The organism is Absicoccus intestinalis, from assembly GCF_033971885.1.
Lineage (GTDB): Bacteria > Bacillota_I > Bacilli_A > Erysipelotrichales > Erysipelotrichaceae > Absicoccus > Absicoccus intestinalis.
The window spans coordinates 121198-142999 of the sequence record NZ_JALBUS010000001.1 but is presented as its reverse complement, the minus strand read 5'-3'; the positions used below and the strand labels follow the sequence as shown (position 1 = coordinate 142999).

Annotated in this window: 22 protein-coding genes and 1 riboswitch; of the genes, 18 read left to right on the top strand and 4 right to left on the bottom strand. The window is 40.9% G+C overall.

The annotated features are described in order from the left end of the window. Positions 1-287 precede the first annotated feature (287 nt). From tnpA to MOZ64_RS00705, 3 genes are all read left to right on the top strand, one after another. Complete coding sequence (tnpA, locus tag MOZ64_RS00715; RefSeq protein WP_320324706.1) at positions 288-782, top strand: IS200/IS605 family transposase; 495 nt, start codon at positions 288-290, stop codon at positions 780-782. A 140-nt stretch (positions 783-922) separates the two neighbouring features. Beyond that, entirely contained in the window at positions 923-1918 is a 996-nt protein-coding gene (locus tag MOZ64_RS00710) for a carbon-nitrogen hydrolase family protein (protein WP_320324705.1), read from the top strand. 3 nt (positions 1919-1921) lie between these two features. Continuing rightward, positions 1922-2806 carry a carbon-nitrogen hydrolase family protein gene (locus MOZ64_RS00705; RefSeq protein ID WP_320324704.1) on the top strand — a complete coding sequence of 295 codons (885 nt, stop codon included), beginning with the start codon at positions 1922-1924 and terminating at the stop codon, positions 2804-2806. A gap of 11 nt (positions 2807-2817) precedes the next feature. On the opposite strand, the gene MOZ64_RS00700 is transcribed toward MOZ64_RS00705, so the two are convergent. The 4 genes from MOZ64_RS00700 to MOZ64_RS00685 are packed head-to-tail and all read right to left on the bottom strand — an operon-like array spanning position 2818 to position 7419. Continuing rightward, complete coding sequence (locus MOZ64_RS00700) at positions 2818-3567, bottom strand: N-acetylmannosamine-6-phosphate 2-epimerase (RefSeq protein WP_320324703.1); 750 nt, start codon at positions 3565-3567, stop codon at positions 2818-2820. Further along, entirely contained in the window at positions 3554-4309 is a 756-nt protein-coding gene (locus MOZ64_RS00695; RefSeq protein ID WP_320324702.1) for a DeoR/GlpR family DNA-binding transcription regulator, read from the bottom strand. Before MOZ64_RS00695 ends, MOZ64_RS00700 begins: the two co-directional genes overlap by 14 nt. Position 4310: 1 nt before the next feature. After that, on the bottom strand, positions 4311-5180 hold the full coding sequence (locus MOZ64_RS00690; RefSeq protein WP_320324701.1) for a glycyl-radical enzyme activating protein: 870 nt from the start codon (positions 5178-5180) through the stop codon (positions 4311-4313). Beyond that, positions 5167-7419 (bottom strand): pyruvate formate lyase family protein, encoded by a 2253-nt coding sequence (locus MOZ64_RS00685; RefSeq protein WP_320324700.1) that lies wholly within the window; start codon positions 7417-7419, stop codon positions 5167-5169. The genes MOZ64_RS00690 and MOZ64_RS00685 overlap by 14 nt, the downstream gene beginning before the upstream one ends. Before the next feature lie 87 nt (positions 7420-7506). Here MOZ64_RS00685 and cls point away from each other — a divergent pair, with 87 nt between their 5' ends. The 15 genes from cls (at position 7507) to MOZ64_RS00610 (ending at position 21798) form a co-directional block, all read left to right on the top strand. Beyond that, positions 7507-9027, top strand: a complete 1521-nt coding sequence (gene cls, locus MOZ64_RS00680; RefSeq protein WP_320324699.1) for a cardiolipin synthase — start codon at positions 7507-7509, stop codon at positions 9025-9027. Between the two features lie 8 nt (positions 9028-9035). Further along, positions 9036-9644, top strand: coding sequence for an alpha/beta hydrolase (locus MOZ64_RS00675; RefSeq protein WP_320324698.1), 609 nt, complete (start codon positions 9036-9038; stop codon positions 9642-9644). Then, on the top strand, positions 9641-10567 hold the full coding sequence (locus tag MOZ64_RS00670; protein ID WP_320324697.1) for an NAD-dependent epimerase/dehydratase family protein: 927 nt from the start codon (positions 9641-9643) through the stop codon (positions 10565-10567). The genes MOZ64_RS00675 and MOZ64_RS00670 overlap by 4 nt, the downstream gene beginning before the upstream one ends. After that, entirely contained in the window at positions 10551-11255 is a 705-nt protein-coding gene (locus MOZ64_RS00665) for a phosphatase (RefSeq protein ID WP_320324696.1), read from the top strand. The genes MOZ64_RS00670 and MOZ64_RS00665 overlap by 17 nt, the downstream gene beginning before the upstream one ends. A 33-nt stretch (positions 11256-11288) precedes the next feature. Next, the gene (locus MOZ64_RS00660) at positions 11289-11867 is read left to right on the top strand and encodes a uracil-DNA glycosylase family protein (RefSeq protein WP_320324695.1); all 579 of its coding nucleotides are present in this window, start codon (positions 11289-11291) and stop codon (positions 11865-11867) included. A gap of 12 nt (positions 11868-11879) precedes the next feature. Then, positions 11880-12482 carry a DUF4230 domain-containing protein gene (locus tag MOZ64_RS00655; protein WP_320324694.1) on the top strand — a complete coding sequence of 201 codons (603 nt, stop codon included), beginning with the start codon at positions 11880-11882 and terminating at the stop codon, positions 12480-12482. Beyond that, complete coding sequence (locus tag MOZ64_RS00650; protein WP_320324693.1) at positions 12469-13128, top strand: HAD family hydrolase; 660 nt, start codon at positions 12469-12471, stop codon at positions 13126-13128. Before MOZ64_RS00655 ends, MOZ64_RS00650 begins: the two co-directional genes overlap by 14 nt. Positions 13129-13198: 70 nt before the next feature. Continuing rightward, on the top strand, positions 13199-14725 hold the full coding sequence (locus tag MOZ64_RS00645; protein ID WP_320324692.1) for a 4Fe-4S cluster-binding domain-containing protein: 1527 nt from the start codon (positions 13199-13201) through the stop codon (positions 14723-14725). A 23-nt stretch (positions 14726-14748) separates the two neighbouring features. After that, a riboswitch (FMN riboswitch) is annotated at positions 14749-14874 on the top strand. A gap of 67 nt (positions 14875-14941) precedes the next feature. Further along, complete coding sequence (locus tag MOZ64_RS00640; protein ID WP_320324691.1) at positions 14942-15580, top strand: ECF transporter S component; 639 nt, start codon at positions 14942-14944, stop codon at positions 15578-15580. Next, positions 15573-17165 (top strand): FAD-dependent oxidoreductase, encoded by a 1593-nt coding sequence (locus tag MOZ64_RS00635; protein WP_320324690.1) that lies wholly within the window; start codon positions 15573-15575, stop codon positions 17163-17165. Before MOZ64_RS00640 ends, MOZ64_RS00635 begins: the two co-directional genes overlap by 8 nt. 49 nt (positions 17166-17214) lie before the next feature. Further along, the gene (locus MOZ64_RS00630) at positions 17215-18435 is read left to right on the top strand and encodes an NAD(P)-dependent oxidoreductase (RefSeq protein ID WP_320324689.1); all 1221 of its coding nucleotides are present in this window, start codon (positions 17215-17217) and stop codon (positions 18433-18435) included. A 97-nt stretch (positions 18436-18532) separates the two neighbouring features. After that, entirely contained in the window at positions 18533-19168 is a 636-nt protein-coding gene (locus MOZ64_RS00625) for a hypothetical protein (protein ID WP_320324688.1), read from the top strand. A gap of 18 nt (positions 19169-19186) precedes the next feature. Beyond that, positions 19187-19471 (top strand): hypothetical protein, encoded by a 285-nt coding sequence (locus MOZ64_RS00620; protein WP_320324687.1) that lies wholly within the window; start codon positions 19187-19189, stop codon positions 19469-19471. 245 nt (positions 19472-19716) lie between these two features. Continuing rightward, positions 19717-20613: a MurR/RpiR family transcriptional regulator gene (locus MOZ64_RS00615; protein ID WP_320324686.1), complete on the top strand. Its 897-nt coding sequence runs from the start codon at positions 19717-19719 to the stop codon at positions 20611-20613. Between the two features lie 159 nt (positions 20614-20772). Next, entirely contained in the window at positions 20773-21798 is a 1026-nt protein-coding gene (locus MOZ64_RS00610) for a Gfo/Idh/MocA family protein (RefSeq protein ID WP_320324685.1), read from the top strand. The last annotated feature ends 4 nt before the right edge of the window (positions 21799-21802 follow it).

Sequence of the window (21802 nt, the reverse complement as noted above, 5' to 3'; positions counted from 1 at the left end):
AACTTGTAGGTTGATATGTATCAACGATTCTTTGTTTGTATATTGGTTCATCATTGATTATAGTATGGACTATAAAGACAACGACGTCATTCCAAGGTGGAATGGCGTTTTTCTTTTTGTATGTTTACGAAGTAAACATTTCGCTTTAGCGTGTCGAGTACATGAAATGTACGAGATAAAAAACCACCTGCTATGCGGGTGGAAGATAAAAAAGTTATACAAAATAATCACCTATCTTTCTATAATGGAGATGTTCAAGCTACCAGAAAGAAAGATAGGTGATTATAATGGCCAACAAAGCAAATTCATTGGCACACACAAAATGGTTGTGTAAATATCATATCATATTCACACCCAAATACAGACGAAAAATCATATACAATCAATATCGAAAAGATCTTGGAGAAATATTGAGAACATTATGCAGATATAAGGGTGTAGAAATCATTGAAGGACATTTGATGCCAGACCATGTACATATGCTTGTGTCGATTCCACCAAAATTAAGTGTTTCTGCCTTTATGGGGTATCTGAAAGGAAAATCGGCATTGATGATGTTCGATAGACATGCGAATTTGAAATACAAATTTGGTAATCGACATTTCCGGTCAGAAGGATATTATGTGAGTACAGTAGGCATTAACGATGCTACTGTAAAAAAATATATTCGCGAACAAGAAATGCGAGATATCGCACTGGATAAATTAAGCGTGAAAGAATATGGAAATCCGTTTTCTCAAGCAGAAAAAGAAGCAATGAAAAGAAACGATAAGAAAAAATAATCCCTTTGAGGGATAGCGAGAGTCAAAAGCGGTAGCTTGAACGAAGTGAAAGCAGCGCCTTGAGACGCGAGCTGGCAATAAAGGGTTGTACCCGCAGAGAAAACTCCGCCTTTGAGACGGAGTTTTTATTTTGGAGGTTGATGACAATGTATCCTAACTTTAAAGCAGCGGCGGTACAAGCTGCACCTGTATTTCTTGATGCCGAGGCAACGGCGGATAAAGCCGTAGTGTTGATTGAAGAAGCGGCCCGTCATGGGGCTCGTTTGATTGGTTTTCCAGAAGGTTTTATTCCGGGGTATCCTTGGTGGGTATGGCTTACCGATCCGGGAACGGGTTCGGCGCTCCAACAACGTCTTTTTGGGAATGCGGTGGAGATTCCCGGTTCGATCGTGCAAAAGATCAGTAAAGCGGCGCGTAAAAACAATATCTATGTTTGTATCTCGGTTTCTGAAAAAGAAGGGGGATCTTTATATCTTACCCAGCTTTGGTTTGATCCTTGTGGCAATTTGATGGGAAAACATCGCAAGATGAAACCATCGGGTGGTGAACGATTGATTTGGGGTGAAGGAGAAGCCAGCATGATGCCTGTCTTTGATACCGAAATTGGCCGATTGGGTGGCTTACAATGTTGGGAACATTGGATTCCTTTGAATATTCAAGCCATGAATGCCAAAAATGAACAAGTTCATGTGGCTTCTTGGCCTTGTTTTGTACCGGGCGATGAAGCATTGGTTTCACAAGATCCCAATGAAGTCTCCGCGCGATTTTATGCCTTATCTACCCAGTCTTTTGTGATCAGTGCGACCCAGATCCATACGCAGGAAATTTATGAAAAGATGGGACAATTGCATCCCTATGAAGCATTTGTAGAGTATGGGGGAGGAGATGCTTGTATCATTGCTCCCAATGGTAAGATCTTGACGGAAAAATTGCCAAAAGATGCGGAAGGTATTGTATATGCGGATATTGATCTTGAAAAAATTGTGGATTGTAAGTATCAAATTGATCCGGCAGGGCATTATTCCAATAAGACTCTTTCCATGGTCGTGGATCAAACGCCCAGTCCGGTCGTGACATTTACCGGAAATCCCAAAGACTATGGGATGAAATACGATGATCTGCAGAAAGAGGAATGAGTGATGAAAGATGTGATCAATCTGGCCGTCGTCAACTTTACTTGTGTTTGGGGGAATAAAGCTGCAAATCTTCATAGAATCAAAGAATATACGATAGCGGCGGGCAAACGAGGTATGGATATGATTGTTTTTCCCGAAACAGCCTTAACGGGGTATGATAATGATCTAGACCATCAGGGACAAGAGAAAATGCATTGTCAATTGGCAGAAACGATTCCGGGTGATTCCACGGAAAAGATGACGAAGGTAGCGAAAAAATATGGGATGTATGTCGTATTTGGGATGCCTGAATGCAAGGATGGCAAGGTCTATAATTCAGCGGCCATTATTGAGCCTTCTGGCAAGATTTATTCGTATCGCAAGATCCATCTTCCATTTGATGAAAAGGAATGGGCTGTCAATGGGAATCAACCGGTTTTGATACAGACACCCTTTGGCCCGGTTGGTGTATCGATTTGTTACGACACTTATTGTTTTCCTGAATTGATTCGATATTATAGAGCCAAGGGAGCCCGATTGTGTTTGAATGTGACGGCTTGTCCAGATGTGCCTTGTACAGCTGGAGCTGCCAAACTGACGATACCCGCTTATGCATATATCAATTATGTCTTTATCGCATCCGCCAACTTATGTGGCTATGATAAACGGAGCCGATTTATTGGCGGTAGTTCCGTGGTTGGGCCGGCCTATACAAAAGGAGGTGCCATTTCTTATATAGGTAAGACATTTGGGCAAGCGGGTTCGGATACACCCGGTATGATGTGTGGATCGATTGATTTATCGTTGGCCGATCAATATACGGATATTCCCATTTTTAGAAAAGATGCAAAGGGTCAATGCGATTGGCGCAATGATTTATATGCAGACTTATATAAAAAATGCCAGTAATCTGGCATTTTTTAGTGTTTAGCTTTTTCGGCATCACGCCAATTGTCTTGGTAGCCACTCAATAGATCCACAAATCGTTTGGCCGTTAGATGCGGACGGGTGATAGCTGAACCAACGACAACACTATGCGCACCTAAGAAGATACATTTCATCGCATCTTCTGGGGTATAGATATGGCCTTCCATCATGACATAGGCTTCGTCTTTGAAATCACGGCACATGCGAGCGAATTCACGCATATTGGGTTCTTCAATACTGGCTGTTTCTTGGGTGTAGCCATAAAGGGTAGGGGCAACAATGTCGGCACCATGTTCGATCGCATGCAAGGCTTCTTCATAATTGGATACATCCGCAAAGAAGATAGCTTCGGGAATTTCTTTTTTGGCTTGGTCTAATAGATCCCAGGCAATGGTGCCTTCATGGGTTCTTTGTTTGGTGCAATCTAAGGCGATGATTTCAGCTCCGGCTTCCCAAATGGCTTTGACTTCTTTCATCGTTGGCGTAATAAAGACATCGGTATCGTCATGCCAAACTTTCCATAGACCGATAACAGGTAAATCTACATGGGCTTTGATGTCTTTGATTTGTTTGGGTGAATTGGCGCGTAAGCCAACGGCTCCAGCCCATGCGGCTGCTTGGGCCATCTTGATGTGCATGGTATCGGTATAGATGGGGTCGTCTTTCTGGGTTTGACACGATACGATCAAACCGCCTTTCATACTTTCGAGAATTGCTTTTTTTCTTGGATCATTTGTTTTCATAGTTGTTTCCTTTCTGACAAATTGTAAATGGTTTATATTTCGGACCATTATCCACAAAGATGGTGTCGAAATCATCAATATAGGCCCAGGTGCAATGGGTCTTGACTTCAAATTTGGAGGCATCCGCCAATAAGTCACATTGGGTACTTTGTTTCAAGATGGCTTTTTTAAAAGTCGCTAATTCGGTATTGGCGGTATAAATTTCTTTGGTTTTTAGATCAATGCCATTCGCACTAAGAAAGGAATGATCAAAATGAAAGTGGGAGACCATTTCTAAAGTGGTCGATCCTAAGGCGGTATCTAAGCGACGATCGTATTGACCACCAAGTAGAAAGACTTGTCCTTGAAAAGTCAATGGCAATTGATGAATCAAATAGGTCGATGATGTCACCAATAAGATATCTTTATCGGCGATGTGTTCGACCATATAGGAAGTGGTTGTACCACTATCGATATAGATACATTGATTTTCTTTGATGGTTTTAGCGGCTTGGGCGCAGATGCACTGTTTTTCTTTAACATGAATATGTGCTTTCTTTTCCGTGGCAATTTCTTGATAGACTCGATTGGCACTGGCACCGCCACGTTCGCGAACCAAGAGGCCTTGTTGCTCCAATTCAATCAGATCACGGACGATGGATGAGCGGGAAGCATGAAGCTGATCCATCAATTCTTTGACCGATACAAAAGATTGATTACGGACCATTTCTAAGATCCGGGTTTGTCGTTCTTTGGTGATCATATTAGCCTCCAATCTGGACAAAATCCGATGCATAGATGGATAAAGTTGCTTCATCCATCATGTCAAGATTTTCATATTTATAAGGTTTGTTTAATTGATGCCATTTTTTCTTTCCCATCGAATGATAGGGAAGCAAATGAACAGCTTGCACCTGATGGGCTTTCGCATAGGTAATTATGTCCTGTAATATATCATCATTAAAACCAGGAATGACAGGCACACGCACGATGATATCTTTGGCACGGGTTTGAGCCAATCGTTCAAAATTAGAGAGAATGCGATCTAGATTGGCACCGGTATAAGCTTTCATCTTATTCTTATCGAGATGTTTGATGTCAAATAAAAATAAATCAACATAGGAAGAAGCTTTTTCAAGCAGATCCCATGAATAGTGACCCGTGGTTTCCATCGCCATGTGCAATTGTTTCTCTTTGGCTTGTTTCAATAATTCATAGACTTCTTCCCATTGATACAAGGGTTCTCCACCCGAAAGAGTCATGCCACCATGGGATTCTTCATAATAGTCTTGATCTTTTAGGACTTCCTCTAAAATTTCATCAATAGTCATGTCTTTGCCATTCATCGATAAAGCTTGCGGAATGCAGGTATCGATACAGATTTGACAATAGGTACATTTCTCTTTATCCCATGTCCATTGGTCTTGAATCGAAATGGCCTGTTGTGAACAATGTTTCTCGCATTGATGACACAATACACATTTGGTTTCATCATGCATTAGGACCGGTTGTACCGTCCAAGTTTCTGGATTGGCACACCAAGGACAATGGAGACTGCAACCTTTTAAGAAGACGGTGGTGCGGATGCCCGGTCCATCATGGGTCGCAAAGCGTTCAATATTAGAAACTTTCATATAAGGTCCTCGATAATAATTCGTCTTGTACGTCTTTGCCTAAGTTCACAAAGATAGCACTATAACCAGCAACCCGAACAATTAGATCGGGATACTTTTCAGGATGTGTTTGCGCATCTTCCAAGGTACCATGATCCACGACGGTCACCATCAATTGACATCCCCCTTTTTTGAAGTACGTACGCCATAACGCTTTGATCTTGTCAGCATCTTTATGCATCATCTTTGGGGTAAATTTAATGTTTTGGACACTGCCACCATGATATTTGGCATCAAACAAAGACAACGAATTCAATACGGCTGTAGGTCCAGATTTGGCGGCGCCACCTTGCGGATTATTGGCTGGATTCATATAGACACCAGCTTTTCGACCATCCAGGCTAGCGGCGGTTTGATGACCCCAATCGGTGTTCGTCTGATTGTTGGAAATAACAATCAAATAATAACCCAGTCCGGCTTGGATTCCACGATTACGAATGCCTTTGGCGACGTATTCATAGAGATCATTGGCCATTTCATCCACATCTTTTATATCGTTACCATATTTTGGCAAGTTGACCAACTCTTTACGAAGAGATTCTTCGCCTTCAAAATTATGTAAAGCTGCTTCATTCAATTGATCAATCGTATATTTCTTTTGATCATAGACCAAAGTTTTAATGGCATAGAGAGCATCACTGGTATTGATGTTACCGTAGGTTTCGTTGGTGCCACCTAAGATTTCCACTCCACCATCTAAGAGGGCTTTACGTCGCTGAATACAGTCATCCATCAAAATCGAAGGAAATAAGAATGAAACTTCTTGATTCATGATGGTGTAACTGTGGACTTGGGCTTCGATGCTTAGATCAAAATAATAGTCTAAGAGTTTTTTGTATTGATCATAAAAGGCATCAAAGGTCTTGAGTTCATGAATGGGTTTTAAAGCCAGGGGTCCGGCTTTGTATGTGTGGTCCATCGGATCGATGCCTTGATTCATGCTGATTTGAAGGATCTTCAATAAATTCAATAACGTATTGGGTGTACCGACACTTTTGGCTTGAATCACATATTCGCCACAACCAAATGGAACATATTGTTCGGCAATGGTTTCATCTAAACGCATCGCAAAAGCAACGGCAGGCACATTGATTTCATCATTGTATAAAGTGGGATAGGTAGCACCATCGGCAATGCAGTCATAGGCCATATCCAAGATGTCTTGTGGGGTATTCTTATCAAAACGCAAAGTAAATTGCGGTTCCACATAGCGCGTGTTTCTACAAACTTCCAAACAAAGACGAGTAAAGGTATCACAAGCTTTTACGTTTTTGCGACCCTTACCACCGACAATGATGCGGCCATTGACCGTAGTTCGACGATTTTCAATCAATGTCCATAACGAATGCATGTCTTCATAGGCTTCTTGCCAAGTGATGGTGCCATTATCTAGATCTTGTTGCAGGAAAGGACCTAAGACAATGTCTAAGCGACCGTAGTTGATACAACCAGCACAGAGGGCATACAACCAGAAAAGCTGTAAGGCTTGATGGAAGGTCTTTGGTTTATGATCTTTGATGTAGATCAAATCGTTGATCATACGCTTTTGATCTTTAACTTTGGATTGTTTCACTTTTTCGATTTGATCATCGATCACATCTTCCAATAGATGTAGGGCACCTATCGATGCATCAATAAAATCATTGGCTTCTTGTTTCTGTATTTCGGCAAATAGACCAGGTAGACCCAGGTTGACTAGTTTTTCATAATTCAACATCATCCCGGATAAACGAGCCGTAGCCATGAATGGATAGGTACAATCAATAAACCGGCCGGTCGTAGTGTCATTTAAGATGTCTTGGCAATAGATGGTTTTGACATCGTGGTCTTGCCAGAAATCATAGAGTTGATCGACGATAGCTTTATCTTGTTCAGTTTGTAGTTGGGCTTTGAATGCTCTCAGTTTATGGAAGACACAATAATGACCAACACCACCTAAACTGGTGACCGAACCAAAGCCAATCGGTAAAAAATCCAACCGACCGGCAATGCGATCATCGGGTTCGATGGAACGGAATAAGCGCGGATAGATGACTTTTAAACAAGCCAATTCACGATGGGCTTTGTCATTATGTAGATGGGTTTTGTATGCGTTGGTATAGGCAATCATGATGTTGAGTTGTTCTTCGATGGATTTTTCACAAGGGATCTTACGAGAAACTTCGACATTTTGTTCGCCATCAATATTGATATGGGACATAGGGTTACCTCCTTGCACGTTCATTATAAGCCAAAATCGTTCAAAAACAACCACAAATATGTAAAATGTTTGTGCTACAATACAACTATGGAAAAAGTAAAAAAAGTCTTATTAAGTCGAATGATGGTCATGTTGTATGTGATCGTTTTTGAAATTTTGATTCTAGTTTGGTTGTTTAGTTTGTTCCCAGCGGTTACTGGCTATATCTCGATTGGTTTGCGAGTATTATCCGTTTTGGTTGTTTTGGCAATCATCCGCAATAGTCGTCATTTATCGAGTGATTTGATGTGGATCATCTTGATCCTGTTATTTCCAGTGGGTGGTACAGCACTCTATTTATTTTTGATCTTGAATTTAGTTTCTTCACGTACGTTTAAAAGTATTCGCAAAGAAGAAAAGAAGACAGAGCGTTATGCCTACCAAGATCCTCAAGTCTTTCAAGAACTGGTAAACAGTGAGCCTTCGTTAGCGAGTTTGTTTCGATTTATTCCCAATGAAGGATTTAGTTTTTATAAAAACACGCAAACCAATTATTATCCTCTAGGCGAATTGGGCTTTCCGCATATGTTGGCCGATATGAAACAAGCCAAAAAGTATATCTTTATGGAATATTTCATCATAGAGCCAGGTCGTATGTGGAATCAGATGTTGGAAATATTGGAAGAAAAGGTCAAAGAAGGTGTGGAAGTCCGGGTCATGTATGATGATATGGGTTCCATGAATACGTTGCCTTTTGATTATGTGAAAGAATTGGAAGCCAAAGGCATCAAGGCGACTTCTTTCAATCGCATCAATCCGGCTTTGAATATTGTCATGAATCATCGAGATCATCGGAAGATCATGGTCATCGATGGAGTGATTGGTTATTCGGGTGGTATCAATTTAGCGGATGAGTACATCAATAAAAAGGAACGTTTTGGTCATTGGAAAGATAATGTGATTCGGTTGGAAGGACCTGCCGTATGGGGGTATCTCAAAATCTTCTTGACCAATTGGAATGCGTTGCGCCATGAAGATAATGACTATACGATCTTTCAAGTGGAAGGACATGAGATGCCATCTTCTGGATTTGTTGCGCCTTATGCGGAAACGCCTTTGGATGATGAATTGACATCTCAATGTATTTATGAAGATATCTTAAATTCAGCAACCCGGTATGTTTATATCATGACTCCGTATTTGATCATTGATTCAAGCATGGTCAATACGTTGATCCATACAGCGAAAAAAGGGGTCGATGTGCGTTTGATTTTACCGGGTGTTCCCGATAAGAAGGTGATCTGGAACATTGGTCGCAGCTTTTATAAACAATTGATGGATGGTGGCGTTAAGATCTATCAGTATCGTCCAGGCTTTGTTCATTCGAAAGTGTTTGTATCGGATGATCGTATTGCCACGGTTGGTACGATCAATTTGGATTATCGGAGTTTATATCTGCATTTTGAAAATGGGACCTTATTATTTAAGAATGAAGCGGTCCAAGAAGTTGTACAAGATATGCAGATGACCTTGAAAGCTTGTGATCAAATGCATAAAGAAAATATTAAATTGGGGGTCTTCCGTAATTTCATCTTATCGATCTTGCGGATTTTTGCCCCGATGTTGTAAGGAGAGTTATGAAAGTACAACGATTTATTCATCAATCGACACACAGTCCCTTGGTGGTCTTACCCACTTTTGAACAAGAAGGGAGAAAAGTATTTGAACGTGTTCAAACACAAACGGATCATCCATTTCAGATATTAGAAATTACGGATCTGGATTGGGACAACGATTGTAGTCCTTGGCCGGCCAAGGGGTTTGATGGCAAGGCAAAGGATCGAATCCAGGAAATTGATCAGATCTTACCAGGTTATGATCGAACCGAAACCTATTTGGCAGGATATTCCTTAGCTGGTCTGATGGCTTTGTATGCGACGTATCAAACGGATACCTATCGTAAGATCATGAGTGCTTCGGGATCGTTTTGGTTTGAAGGATGGCTGGACTTTGTGCAAGAGGCAACCATGAGACGAATACCAGATGCGATCTATTTTTCGTTGGGGGATCGGGAAGCAAAGACGCGTCATCCTTTGATGAAACAAGTCCAAGTGAATACGGAAGCGACGTATGAAAAGATGAAAGAACAAGGCATTCGAACCATCTTGGAATGGAATCCCGGCAATCATTTCAAGGATACGGATCAAAGAACGGCGAAGGGCATTTTGTGGTTGTTGGAGGGATGAAAAAACTCTATTTATTGACGGGTGCCAATGGGCATTTGGGACATACGATCCGCAACTATTTATCGGGTGATGTGCGCGAATGGATCCATCATAAAGATGATCGATGGCCAAATGCCTATGTGGGGGATGTATGTGATAAAAAAGCCTTAGAGCCTTTCTTTGATCGGGAAGGCTATGATGAAGTGGTCTTGATTCATTGTGCCGCAAAGATATCCATTGCCACCAAACCCGAACCGAAGATGTGGACAACCAATGTAGTGGGGACCCAAAATATCTTGGATCTGGCCAAAGAACATGCCATCGATTGGATGATTTATATTGGTTCGGTCCATGCCATACAAGAAAAAGCAGGCATCATGACAGAACCTTTGATTTTTGATCCCCATCTTGTGGTGGGACAATATGCCAAATCCAAGGCAGAAGCGATTCGGCGCGTATTGGCAAGTGATCTTCGCGTCGTCGTGTTATTGCCTTCGGGCATCATCGGTCCGGGGGATGTATTGGGACAGAATCATATGGTCCAAGTGATTCATCAAATGATGAAAAGAAAGTGGCCAATCACCGTTTCGGGTGGGTATGATTTTGTGGATGTGCGCGATGTGGCTTTGGCTGTCTTACAAGCGGAAAAAAGGGGAAGAGATCATGCCGTTTATATTGTGAATGGGCATGAAATATCGATGGCCGATTTGACGCGGTTTATCACGCATAAAGAACCCAAAGTCATATCGGCTAAATGGTTAGAAAGGATCGCGCCAATGATCGAGCATTTGTATCCAAATATGAGTCCCTATGCGTTTTATACGTTACAGTCTCCTTCGCAATTTAGTCATCAAAAGGCAACGGTTGACTTGGGATACCAGCCACGACCATGGCAAGAAACCATTCAAGATATGGAGATGATAAAAGATGGATTTGATTGGTGATATGCATATGCATACGCTGGTGAGCGGACATGCGTATGGTACGATTCGCGAAATGGCGCAAGCCGCACAAGCAAAAGGTTTAGAAATGATCGGGTTCACCGAACATGCCCCGGGCATACCGGGTACGGTGGATCCGTTTTACTATAACAATCTACAAGCTGTCCCTCGAGAATTATATGGGGTTCAAGTGTATCATGGCAGTGAGATCAATGTCTTAAAGGATGGGACCTTATCGTTGGCCCAATCGTATATTGATCATTTGGATTATGCGATCGTTGGGATCCATGTGCAATGTTATGAAAATGCTGGAAAAGAGCAGAATACATCCAATTTGATTGCGTGCATGAAAAATGAAAAGGTGAAGATCGTATCGCATCCGGATGATGATCATACGCCGTTGGATTATGAGCGATTGGTCAAAGCAGCGAAACAATATCATGTGGCTTTAGAGGTCAACAATAGTTCGTTAAAAAAGGTCAATCAGCGATGGAATTGTTTGGAAAATTATCGAACGATGCTCTCGTTGTGTCAAAAAAGGCGAGTGCCTGTCATTATTGATTCCGATGCGCATGATCCGAGTCAAGTTGGCGAATTGAATTTAGCCAAAGCGCTTGTGGAATCGGTCGGGTTTGATCCAAGTTTGGTCTTAAATACCAATCTAGAGAAGTTAAAGAGCTTTTTATTTTGATGAAAAGCTCTTTTTTTGTATACTATGGGTACTATGAAAACAATTGACAAAATCAAACAAGAATTGATGACAGATCCAAGAAATCAAGACTATACGCAACGGGATATTCCACCCATCTTTCAAGCGGATCCCCAAGCGAAGATCTTGATCATTGGACAAGCACCAGGAAAAAAAGTAGAAGAATCTTTGATTCCTTTTCATGACAAGTCGGGGGAGAAATTGATGGCTTGGATGGGAATCGATGCGAACATGTTTTATTCCAAAGACATTGCGATCGTACCGATGGATTTTTATTATCCGGGAAAAGCGAAAACGGGGGATAAGCCACCGCGAAAGTTCATTGCGCAAGAATATCATGCATCGTTATTGGCATGTATGCCACAAATTCAATTGACGATCTTGATTGGGAATTATGCGATGAAGTATTATTTGGGTCAAACCATGCAGAAAAATCTTACGGAGACGGTCAAAAATTATGCGTCGTATTTGCCGCGTTATTTTCCCATCGTGCATCCGAGTCCATTAAATTTTCGTTGGCAGAAAAAGAATCCTTGGTTTGAAGCGGAAGTTGTGCCCCATCTACAAAGGCAAGTTGCACAGATCTTGGGCTAGAAAAGGAAGGGTATGAAAAAAGATAGAAAAAATCGGATCATTTTTATATTGAGTGTTTTATTGATCGTATCCATTGGTTTTCCCATCGTAAAAGAGCATTTTTTTCCCGAAAATAAGGCCGAGGTGTCCAGTCAAGCAGTGAAATTACGATTAGAAGATATAGGTGAATTGGCTACGCAAGAAGCCTATGTGACTTCGGTCAATACCATCGATAAGTCTCAGAAATTATTTGGGTCTTTCCAGATTCCGTTTACGCAGACCAAATATGTATATAGTTATGATTGTCAGGTAAAGGCGGGCTATGATTTTAGCAAGATCACGGTGCATGTAGATGATGCCAAAAAAACGGTGACTTTTCATTTGCCGACTTGTGAGATCTTAAGTACCGAGATCGATACGGATTCTTTAAAGGTGTATCATGAACAAGAAAGTGTGTTTACGCCGGTAAAATTAAAGGAAAGCAATGAAGCGTTACAAAAGATGAAAGAGGATGCGCAAACGCAGGCCATCCACAATGGCATCAAGAAGGCAGCCAAAGAAAATGCGCAAAAGATGTTGAAGGCATTGGTTGCTCAAATGCTTCCAGAGGATGAATATACATATGCATTTCAATGATTTAAAATTGATCATCTTTGATGTCGATGGGACCTTATTGGATAGTGAAAGAATTTGGAAGGAAACCCTTGGCATCGTAGGTCGAACCTATCATATGCCCTATTTAGAAGAGCAATTGTTTGCCCGTTTGGTGGGTGTGAGTGGCCAAGAGGAAGAGCGCATCTATAAAGAAGTGTTGGATCCTTCTATTCGTGATGTGTTTGTTTCAGAATGGCGGCAGTTGGCCAATCGAACCATTGATGAAACGGTGCCTGTCAAAGTCGGAAGTCATGATTTTTTTCAATGGGTCAAAAAACAGGGCCTACAGCTGGGAGTCGCGACCAGTACGCATCGACAAGAAACAGAGTATCGTTTAAAGAAAGCGAATTTATGGGAACCCATCGATTATGTGCTGTGTGGCAATGAGATCGAACATAAAAAACCACATCCAGAAATCTATCAGAAAATGTTGGAACACTTTCATCTAGAACCCGATCAAGCATTGGTCATTGAAGATTCATCGATTGGGGTAGAAGCGGCATATCGTGCCAATATTCCTGTGATCCATGTTGCCGATTTGATAGAACCAACGACACAAGATAAAGAAAGAGCATGGATGACCTGTAAAAATTTAAAGGAAGCCTTAGTTTATTTGGATACCGACTAAGGCTTTTTTGGTGTCTTTAAAATTGGACAAATCCTATGATAAGGTGTAGTTGGATAAGTGGGTGGTTCAAATGACAGCACGTAAAACAAAGGTATTCTATTATTTGGATGATTATTTTCATTTTGATAATTTGATCGATCGTTTGGATGTGTCAAAGGTAGATGTGTATTCTTTGTTGGGAAGCTATGGACGAATGAAAGCTTTTAAAAAAGGGCTTTTTACTTCGTATGAAAACAAGAAAATAGAAGAAGATTTTTTTCAATGTGGTAGATACTATGATTTTGATCTTTCATCTTCTATTGAATCGTATTTTAAGCAGCATACAAAGGAAATATTTGAACAGATACAAGAAGAGGATGATGTTGTTTTTTTGATCGAAGATATCGATGCACAACTTCGTTTCTATGATCTGTTTCGTGAATATAAGAAACAGTTTCCTTATCATTTTCATGTTTGTGCTTTGGGCAATTATGATGTGCGTGAGGGCGTTACCGATGGCATGGCGCGTATTTTCCCCTATTATTTTGAAGTGGATTCCATCCATATATACAATGAAAAAGATTTAATAGAAGCAGGAAATGGTGAAACAGATAGAAGGACGGCACGACAGCTTTTGATCGAACAGATGATGCAGGATGTCAATAGTATCCATTTTTCTCTTTATCATTCGGATCGGGACCATATCTGGTTTTATCAGGATGGATATAAGGAATATAAGGTGGATGTAACGGCGGCATGTAATGCGGTAAAGGAGCATCATGATTTGCATGAAGTGATTCCACGATGGGAGCAACCGGATCAATGTTGTGATCGATTCAGAAAATTACGAAGAGCATATGTACATAAACATTGGATACGGGGATGGGCCAAAGAGAAGGAATGTACGCATCGACAGATTTGTACAGGGCCATGTCCATATTGTGAACAAATGGCTTATGCATTGGTGGATCGAAATCCCGAGGAACAACCACAAAGGGCACCGAATCCCTATGCCCGCATCACAGGAATCATGCGTTTTCGCGAAGATATCGATGGACCTGGCATTCGATCTTTGGTGCTCTTTGATCGATGTGAGATGCATTGTGCTTATTGTTTGAACAAGGCAACAGTCAATATCTTGCCGGTTACTGAAATGATCAGTGTCAAAGAATTAACGGATCATTTAAAAAAAGATCGTGTCTATCAGGATGTTAGTGGTGGTGGTATTACGTTTGGTGGGGGTGAACCTCTTTTGGAAGCTGATTTTATCAAGGCTGTCCATACGATGTATCCACATTGGGATATTGGGATTGAAACCTCTTTCCATGTAAAAACCGAAGCCGTTGCACTCTTGTTGCCATTTGTATCCTTTTGGTATGTCGACATCAAAGATATGAATCCCGATATCTACTTGGCGTATACGGGTATGACAAATTCATTAGTGATTCGTAATCTTAAATTCGTAGTAGCACAAGGGTATCAAGATCGCTTGGTGGTCCGTGTCCCACATATTCCAAACTATAATACAGCTGAAGATGTGAATCGTTCCAAGCAGATGTTGTTGAAAATGGGCATTACCCATATCGATGAATTCGTCTATAAAGTTGTATTGTCCTAATTTGTATGTTACAATATGAGCATAGATTTCTTCAGGGCGGGGTGTGATTCCCCACCGGCGGTATAGTCCGCGAGCGCAAGCATGAACCGGTGTAATTCCGGTACCGACGGTATTTGTGAAAACATGAGTCCGGATGAGAGAAGAATTTTTTTAGTATTCGTCCCGGAGAAGGTAGATCTTCGGGCTTTTTTGTTGGCCCGAAAGTAGGAGGACAACATGAAGAAAACACAAATCTACAAATTCACTTTGATCGCCTTATTGAGTGCTTTGGCCGCCATCTTGATGGCATTTACATTTCCTTTGCCTTTGGTACCGACATTTTTAACCTTTGACATTTCGGAATTGCCAGCCTTGTTTGCCGGGTTCTTTTTAGGACCAGGGGCTGGATGCCTTGTCGTCTTGATCAAAAATCTTTTGCATCTTATGATCAATGGCACCACGACGGCTTTTGTGGGCGAGGCCATGAATATCGTGGGATCGATTGGCTTTGTCTTGCCAGCGGCTTTGATCTATCGCAAGATCCATACCAAGAAAGGAGCCATCCTTGCTTTAACGATTTCCACGATAGGGGTAAGCATCTTAGCCATTTTCTTAAATGGATGGGTGGCCTTTCCTATGTATATGAAGATGTTTGGTCTTTCGATGGATACGATTGTTTCCATGGGATCGATGACCAATCCTTTGGTGCATAATTATTGGAGCTTGATGATCTTGGGCATCTTGCCATTCAATTTGATCAAACATGGAGTGACCTCTTTCTGTACGTATCTGTTGTATAAAAAAGTCGGAAATGTGTTGCGTACCATGATTGGCATGGAGCCAGATCCTACGTTTTTGGAGCGAAAGCATGCCTAAGTTTGAATGGGCTTTGCCACCTGCACCGATTCCAAAAGAGAAGATCGTACAAGAACAAGAAGCGGATGTGATCGTTTTGGGTGCAGGGCATGCGGGTACATGTGCGGCACGATCTGCAGCGGAAGCCGGCGCTTCTGTTATTGTGGTGGAGCAACAAAAGGATGCATCCCAATGGATCTTAGGCATTGGGGAGTGGGGCTATATGAATTCTCAATGGCAAAAGGAGCAAGGCGTACCGGAAGTCGATATTGATACATTTGTGAAGGATTGGCAATTACGTACAAATAATCGTTCCAATGTGGCTTTGATTCGTCGATATGCCCAACATTGTGGGGAAACGTTTGATTGGCTGATTGAGCCTTTAAACCAAACGGAAAAAAAGAGCATTCATCCCATGATGACACCGCCATCGAAACATATGCCCCTTGCACAAGATCATCTTCGTTCTTGGACGGGTACACCACATTTCAGCATGGCTTTGATGCGTAAAGTGATGAAAGAAAATCAACAGATTGCGAAAGAACAAGGGGCCCAGTTTTTGTTTGAAACCAAGGCTTTGCAGCTGGAAAAAACTAATCATCGTGTGTGTGCGGTCTTATGTGAAACAGCCAATCATACTTACATTCGTCTTAAGGCCAAAAAAGGCGTTCTGTTAAGTGCGGGGGATTATAGTAAGAACCGCCAAATGTGCGAAGATCTGTTGACGGAAATGGCGGATCTTGTGGATGAGGGAGATTTTTGTGGGCATGGATGGAATGGGGATGGCATCTGTATGGGCGTCTGGGCCGGTGGTCGTTTGGAGCCTCGTTCGCATGCCGGTATGGGTGGAAATTATTCCTTTCCTGGCTTTGATACGATTGGTTCGACGGCGACGTTGCGTTTGAATACCCATGGGCAACGCTATTCCAATGAAGGATTTGGCACCCATGTATTAGCGGCCATTCCGGGTGCAAAACAGCCCAATGGTTTATTGTGGGGAATCTTTGATTCGAATATTTTGGCGGAAACAACCTATCAGGCAGCCTGTCATGCTTCGTTTGATTATACCGATTCGAATCGGGTCCAGGATCTGGTGGATCTGATGGATCGAGCGCAAAAACACAAAGGAGAGATGATCTTCCATACGGATGTGGCTGGGGATGTACGGCCGTTTGCGTGTGCCGATACGATCGAGGACTTGGCAGCTACGATATATCCACAAATTGAAGATCAACAACATATGATCCAGGCCGTAGCGCGTTATGATCAATTGTGTGCGTTGGGTAAAGATGAAGATTTTGGCAAGGAAGCCTTTTTGATGCATCCCATCCAAAAACCACCTTTTTATGCGAGTGGACAATATAAAGATTCGCATAAGCCATTTGGACAATCCATGAAATTATTGGTGACGGTCAGTGGCCTTTTGACGGATGCCTATCAAAATGTATTGGATGCGAATTTTGAACCCATTCCTGGTTTGTATGCGTCGGGCAATTGTTGCGGGGGTCGTTTTGGCTTGCAGTATACGACTTCGATTCCAGGGCAGAGCATCAGCATGGCTCAGACGTTAGGTCGTTTGGCAGGAATCGATATGGCAAGCTTGTGATATAGAGATGTTGATAGTACTCTAAAAGTAGAAGTGTAGGAGGAATTTTATGGCAATACATGTAGTTGAAGAAGCCAATCGGTGTCTGCAATGTAAGATACCTCGATGTCAGCAGGGATGTCCGATTCATACAAACGTTCCCAAGATGATTCGTTTGTTTAAAGAGAGTCAGGTTGAAGAAGCCGCGCAAATGTTATTTGAGAATAATCCTTTATCGGTTGTTTGTTCGTTGGTTTGTGATCATGCTTCACAATGTGAAGGGCATTGTGTGCTTGGCATCAAAGGAGAGCCGGTTCATATTTCATCGATTGAAAATTATATTTCGGATTCGGCATTGGAGCGGGTCCAAATTCCCCAAAAACCGTATAATGGCATGAAGGCAGCGGTCATTGGCGCAGGACCAGCCGGCATCACGATTTCCATGATCTTAGCATCTCGTGGGTATAAGGTCACTTTATTTGAAAGTCGGGATAAGATTGGTGGCATCATGCGCTATGGCATTCCAGAATTCCGGTTACCTCATAGTATCTTGGACCGCATTGCGCTTAAGATGAAAGAATTGGGCATCTTGTATCGACCTAATTTTTCCATTGGCGGCAATGTGACCTTGACCGATCTTTTGAAGGATGGCTATAAGTCCATCTTCATTGGTACGGGTGCTTGGCGACCAAGACGCATGATGATTCCAGGAGAAACGTTTGGCAATGTCCAGTATGGTATTAATTATCTGAACAATCCCGATTCGGTGGATCTGGGTCGTTCTACCGCTATTTTTGGCGCAGGGAATTCGGCTATGGATGTGGCACGAACCGCAGTTCGAAAAGGTTGTCGAGATGTGACGGTCTATGTGCGTCGAAACAAAGTGGCAGCCAATGAAGATGAATATGAATTGGCAAAGATCGATGGGGTAAAATTTGCCTTCAACAAAATTGCGATTGAAATCAAAGATGAAGGACCGGTCATTTGCGATACGATGGTCACAGAAGATGGGAAAGTGGAAATTTTAAGAGAAACAGCTCAATTAGTGCCAACCGATTCGGTGGTCATTGCGGTTTCACAAGTGCCAAGACATCGCATCGTGGACAACAATAAAGATTTGAAACTCAATGAACGAGGCAATTTGGCCGTGGATGAAGAAGGCGAAACAACCATGCCCGGTGTCTTTGCGTCTGGTGATGTGGTAACCGGAGCCAAAACGGTCGTCCATGCGGTGGAAGATGCGAAAAAGATTGCGGATGAAATGGATCGATATATGCAGGGACTCGAATAGGTGTGGCAAGATAAATCGATTATTTGGGGAATATGGTCCAAGCATAGATGTGGCTTGAAAAGTATGGTATCATCAAAGTAGGAGTTGGAATAAAGCGATGAAATATGAGGAAACAGGATTTCAAGGAGTCGACCAACAATTTTGTGTATTTGCGATGAAACCATGGTTACGAAAAGTAGTGGAGCATTTTCCAGGTAGTGATGTGGCAACCCATATTCTGACATATGGTTATATTGATCATGAAGCGGGTGTGAGCTTAGAGGTACTGGCTTGTATCCAAGAAAAGGTTCCGAAGATTCAATTGTTTGATGGCAATGATGAAATTTCGGTCAAGATCCGCATTGGACAAGTCATGGATGATGAATTTTATATTTTAAATGAAGATGATGATCTGAATGTCCGTTTCCAAACGAAAATTGATGCATTAAAACAATACGAAGTCAAAGATACGCTAAAGAATGCACGTACGTTTCCATTTATACGACCGTATCAAAATATTGAATATCCCGACGATATTCAAATCTTGTTGTATCGACAAGATTTAGAACCAGAAGCGGTCTGGGTTCGTATGGAAGATGTTACCGATGATCATATCGAAGCCAAATTATTAAATGATCCATATGATCCGAATTTTGGCATACATGCAGGCGATTGGTTGAAGGTCTATGTCAAACAGTTACAAGATCAACCCATGTATTGTTATAGTGATGTCAGTGAAAAATCGCTTTCTTAACCAACAAAAGAGGCGTTTATGAAACACACAAAAAAATTAGAAGATGCCTGTATACGGCGGCCTGTTACAAATAAATGGTATCAACAATATCTTTCCATTGTTGATGATATTTCGCATGCCGATGGCCAAAGTGCCATTGATTTGATGAGTTTATCATCGATTGTTGATATGAATGGACAGGTAGAAAAAGAATTAAAAGAACAAATCCAAACAATGACGCAAGTGGTTTATCATTTAGTAGATGATCAATTGAATGGGAATGTTATTAACTACGACAAATTAGAGGAATTAGAGAATCAATAAGAAGCGCGTTCACGCTTCTTTTTTCGTCATGATCATACTATGAAAGCACTACCTGGATTCGAAACTTCATTTCAATGATGAAATGGAGTTTCTTTTTATAGCTCTCTCGAATAGGTCATAAAATGTAGTTTTACTATCATTCTTATGTGCGTTTATTGCTTTTTTTGAGGTTGTGCGAGATACTGAAATTGACATAAAAACATTTATATTTATTAAAATTTTGATTCCTAGGAGGTCAATACTTTATGAATTCCAATGATATTTTAGTGAAAATTGATTCGATACGTCCTTTTTTTTCTAATACAGAAATGAAGATTGCAGATACGGTCCTAGAGGATCCGAAAAATGTGATTCTTTTATCAACAAAAGCATTTTCCGAAAAATGCGGAGTTAGTGAACCATCATTGATTCGGTTTACTAAAAAATTGGGATTGAGTGGCTTTAAAGAGTTTAAATTGATGTTGTCAGCAACTTTGGGAAGTCAATCAACAGAATTGTACCCGATGAATATTTATGAAAGTGATTCACCTTTGGAAGTCTATGAAAAACTTTCAACATATATCATTGCTTCTATTCAAAGTACACAAGACACATTAAATAATGAGGATTTGCAAAAGGCGGTTGATCTTATTGAATTAGCATATAAAAAGAAAAAAACGATCTTTTTAAGTGGAATGGGAGCTAGTAGTTTACAAGTAAAAAACCTACAAATCAAATTAATGAGGTTAGGGATGAATGCTGTATTCTATGATGATATTCATCTTCGATTAGAAGCTTGTACGAATTTAAAAAAAGGAGATCTTTTAATCTGTATTACAACTCTAGGTTCCGCTATTGAAAATTATCAAATAATGGAAGTTGCCAAAAAGAGAGGGGTACAAATCATTTTGTTGACGCAATATGGAAATAAAAAAATCGCAAAGTATGCTGATGTTGTTTTATATACGTCAGTCATGGAAAATAGTTCTAGGCTAGTTTCGCATGCGGCTATTGCTGTCCAAAATCTAATTATAGATACAATTTTCTTCTCATTGGCTTTCCATGACTATGAAAGAATTACGGAAGGTGTATACAAAGCTAGAAGAATATTCGATGAGTATGGACACTATGCTCATTTGGAAGGTGATTTTATCAAAAAGTAAAATGCTATTTTTTAAGGATATGAGCTCTGATCAATGTTTGATCAGAGTATTTTTTGGTAGTAATACTACATTTTTACAATTTAATATTGTTGTATAACTACATTTATGATATATTTTATGTAGTAAAACTACATATGAAAGTGAGGGTCAAAGTTAATTATGCAAAAGTTAAAAGTTGCAGTAGTTGGTGCAGGACTTTATGGGCGCAATCATTTAAATGCGTATACCTGGAATCCGAATGCAGAGCTGGTAGCGGTCTGTGATAAAAATAAACAAATCACAGATGCAGTTGAAAGAGATTATAAGGTGGCCACTTATAATGATGTGGATGAGATGTTAGATTCTATGGATATTGATGCTGTTTCAGTAGCTACACCAGATCCATATCATAAAGAACCAGTCTTATCGGCAATACACCATGGTAAAGATGTATTGGTAGAAAAGCCATTGGCCACTTCGTCAGAAGATGCCTATGAAATCATAGATGCAGCGAAAGAAGCACATGTCAGAGTTATGGTGGATTATCATAAACGTTGGGATCCAGCGAGTATCGCTGTAAAAAATAAATTAATGGATAAATCAACGGGAGCACCGATTCGTGGCTATATGCGTATGGATAATATTTATGATGTGGCATTGTGTTGGTTAAAATGGGCGGCAGATTCTAGTCCTGTTCATTTTGTAGGTACACATTGTTATGATCTGATTCGATATTATATGAATTGTGATGTAACTGAAGTTTATGCCGTTGGTCATAAAGGTATTTTACAGTCAAAAGGGGTAGATACGTGGGATACGATCACTGCTAATTTGACATTTGAAAATGGTTGTACTTGGACGGTTGAAAATGCTTGGATATTACCGAATGGATTTGCAAAAGCAGATGATGGATGTACAGAGATTTTATGCGAGAATGAAATGATTCGTGTTGATTCGCAAAAACGAGGTGTGGAATTTTTTGATGATCAAAAACAAACAACACCAAATGTTTGCTTTATTCAAAACGCAAATGGTCGACCTATGGGATTTGGAATTGAACCATTGAATGATTTTGTAGATTGTATTTTAAATGATAAGCCGTTTTATGCAGATTTAAACGATGGATTGGAAGCTGAATTGATCGCAGAAGCCGTACATAAAAGTGCTTCTATCCATCAGGCAGTAAAAATAGAGAGGCGAAAATGAGTAA

Excerpts from the sequence above, each read along its gene's own strand:
- MOZ64_RS00610 (WP_320324685.1), top strand. The coding sequence starts at position 20,773 with ATGCAAAAGTTAAAAGTTGCAGTAGTTGGTGCAGGACTTTATGGGCGC.
- MOZ64_RS00650 (WP_320324693.1), top strand. The coding sequence starts at position 12,469 with ATGCATTTCAATGATTTAAAATTGATCATCTTTGATGTCGATGGGACC.
- MOZ64_RS00695 (WP_320324702.1), bottom strand. The coding sequence starts at position 4,309 with ATGATCACCAAAGAACGACAAACCCGGATCTTAGAAATGGTCCGTAAT.
- MOZ64_RS00685 (WP_320324700.1), bottom strand. The coding sequence starts at position 7,419 with ATGTCCCATATCAATATTGATGGCGAACAAAATGTCGAAGTTTCTCGT.
- MOZ64_RS00675 (WP_320324698.1), top strand. The coding sequence starts at position 9,036 with ATGAAAGTACAACGATTTATTCATCAATCGACACACAGTCCCTTGGTG.
- MOZ64_RS00640 (WP_320324691.1), top strand. The coding sequence starts at position 14,942 with ATGAAGAAAACACAAATCTACAAATTCACTTTGATCGCCTTATTGAGT.
- MOZ64_RS00700 (WP_320324703.1), bottom strand. The coding sequence starts at position 3,567 with ATGAAAACAAATGATCCAAGAAAAAAAGCAATTCTCGAAAGTATGAAA.
- cls (WP_320324699.1), top strand. The coding sequence starts at position 7,507 with ATGGAAAAAGTAAAAAAAGTCTTATTAAGTCGAATGATGGTCATGTTG.
- MOZ64_RS00630 (WP_320324689.1), top strand. The coding sequence starts at position 17,215 with ATGGCAATACATGTAGTTGAAGAAGCCAATCGGTGTCTGCAATGTAAG.
- MOZ64_RS00705 (WP_320324704.1), top strand. The coding sequence starts at position 1,922 with ATGAAAGATGTGATCAATCTGGCCGTCGTCAACTTTACTTGTGTTTGG.
- MOZ64_RS00665 (WP_320324696.1), top strand. The coding sequence starts at position 10,551 with ATGGATTTGATTGGTGATATGCATATGCATACGCTGGTGAGCGGACAT.
- MOZ64_RS00670 (WP_320324697.1), top strand. The coding sequence starts at position 9,641 with ATGAAAAAACTCTATTTATTGACGGGTGCCAATGGGCATTTGGGACAT.
- MOZ64_RS00620 (WP_320324687.1), top strand. The coding sequence starts at position 19,187 with ATGAAACACACAAAAAAATTAGAAGATGCCTGTATACGGCGGCCTGTT.
- MOZ64_RS00690 (WP_320324701.1), bottom strand. The coding sequence starts at position 5,180 with ATGAAAGTTTCTAATATTGAACGCTTTGCGACCCATGATGGACCGGGC.
- MOZ64_RS00660 (WP_320324695.1), top strand. The coding sequence starts at position 11,289 with ATGAAAACAATTGACAAAATCAAACAAGAATTGATGACAGATCCAAGA.
- MOZ64_RS00625 (WP_320324688.1), top strand. The coding sequence starts at position 18,533 with ATGAAATATGAGGAAACAGGATTTCAAGGAGTCGACCAACAATTTTGT.
- MOZ64_RS00645 (WP_320324692.1), top strand. The coding sequence starts at position 13,199 with ATGACAGCACGTAAAACAAAGGTATTCTATTATTTGGATGATTATTTT.
- MOZ64_RS00710 (WP_320324705.1), top strand. The coding sequence starts at position 923 with ATGACAATGTATCCTAACTTTAAAGCAGCGGCGGTACAAGCTGCACCT.
- MOZ64_RS00615 (WP_320324686.1), top strand. The coding sequence starts at position 19,717 with ATGAATTCCAATGATATTTTAGTGAAAATTGATTCGATACGTCCTTTT.
- MOZ64_RS00655 (WP_320324694.1), top strand. The coding sequence starts at position 11,880 with ATGAAAAAAGATAGAAAAAATCGGATCATTTTTATATTGAGTGTTTTA.
- tnpA (WP_320324706.1), top strand. The coding sequence starts at position 288 with ATGGCCAACAAAGCAAATTCATTGGCACACACAAAATGGTTGTGTAAA.
- MOZ64_RS00635 (WP_320324690.1), top strand. The coding sequence starts at position 15,573 with ATGCCTAAGTTTGAATGGGCTTTGCCACCTGCACCGATTCCAAAAGAG.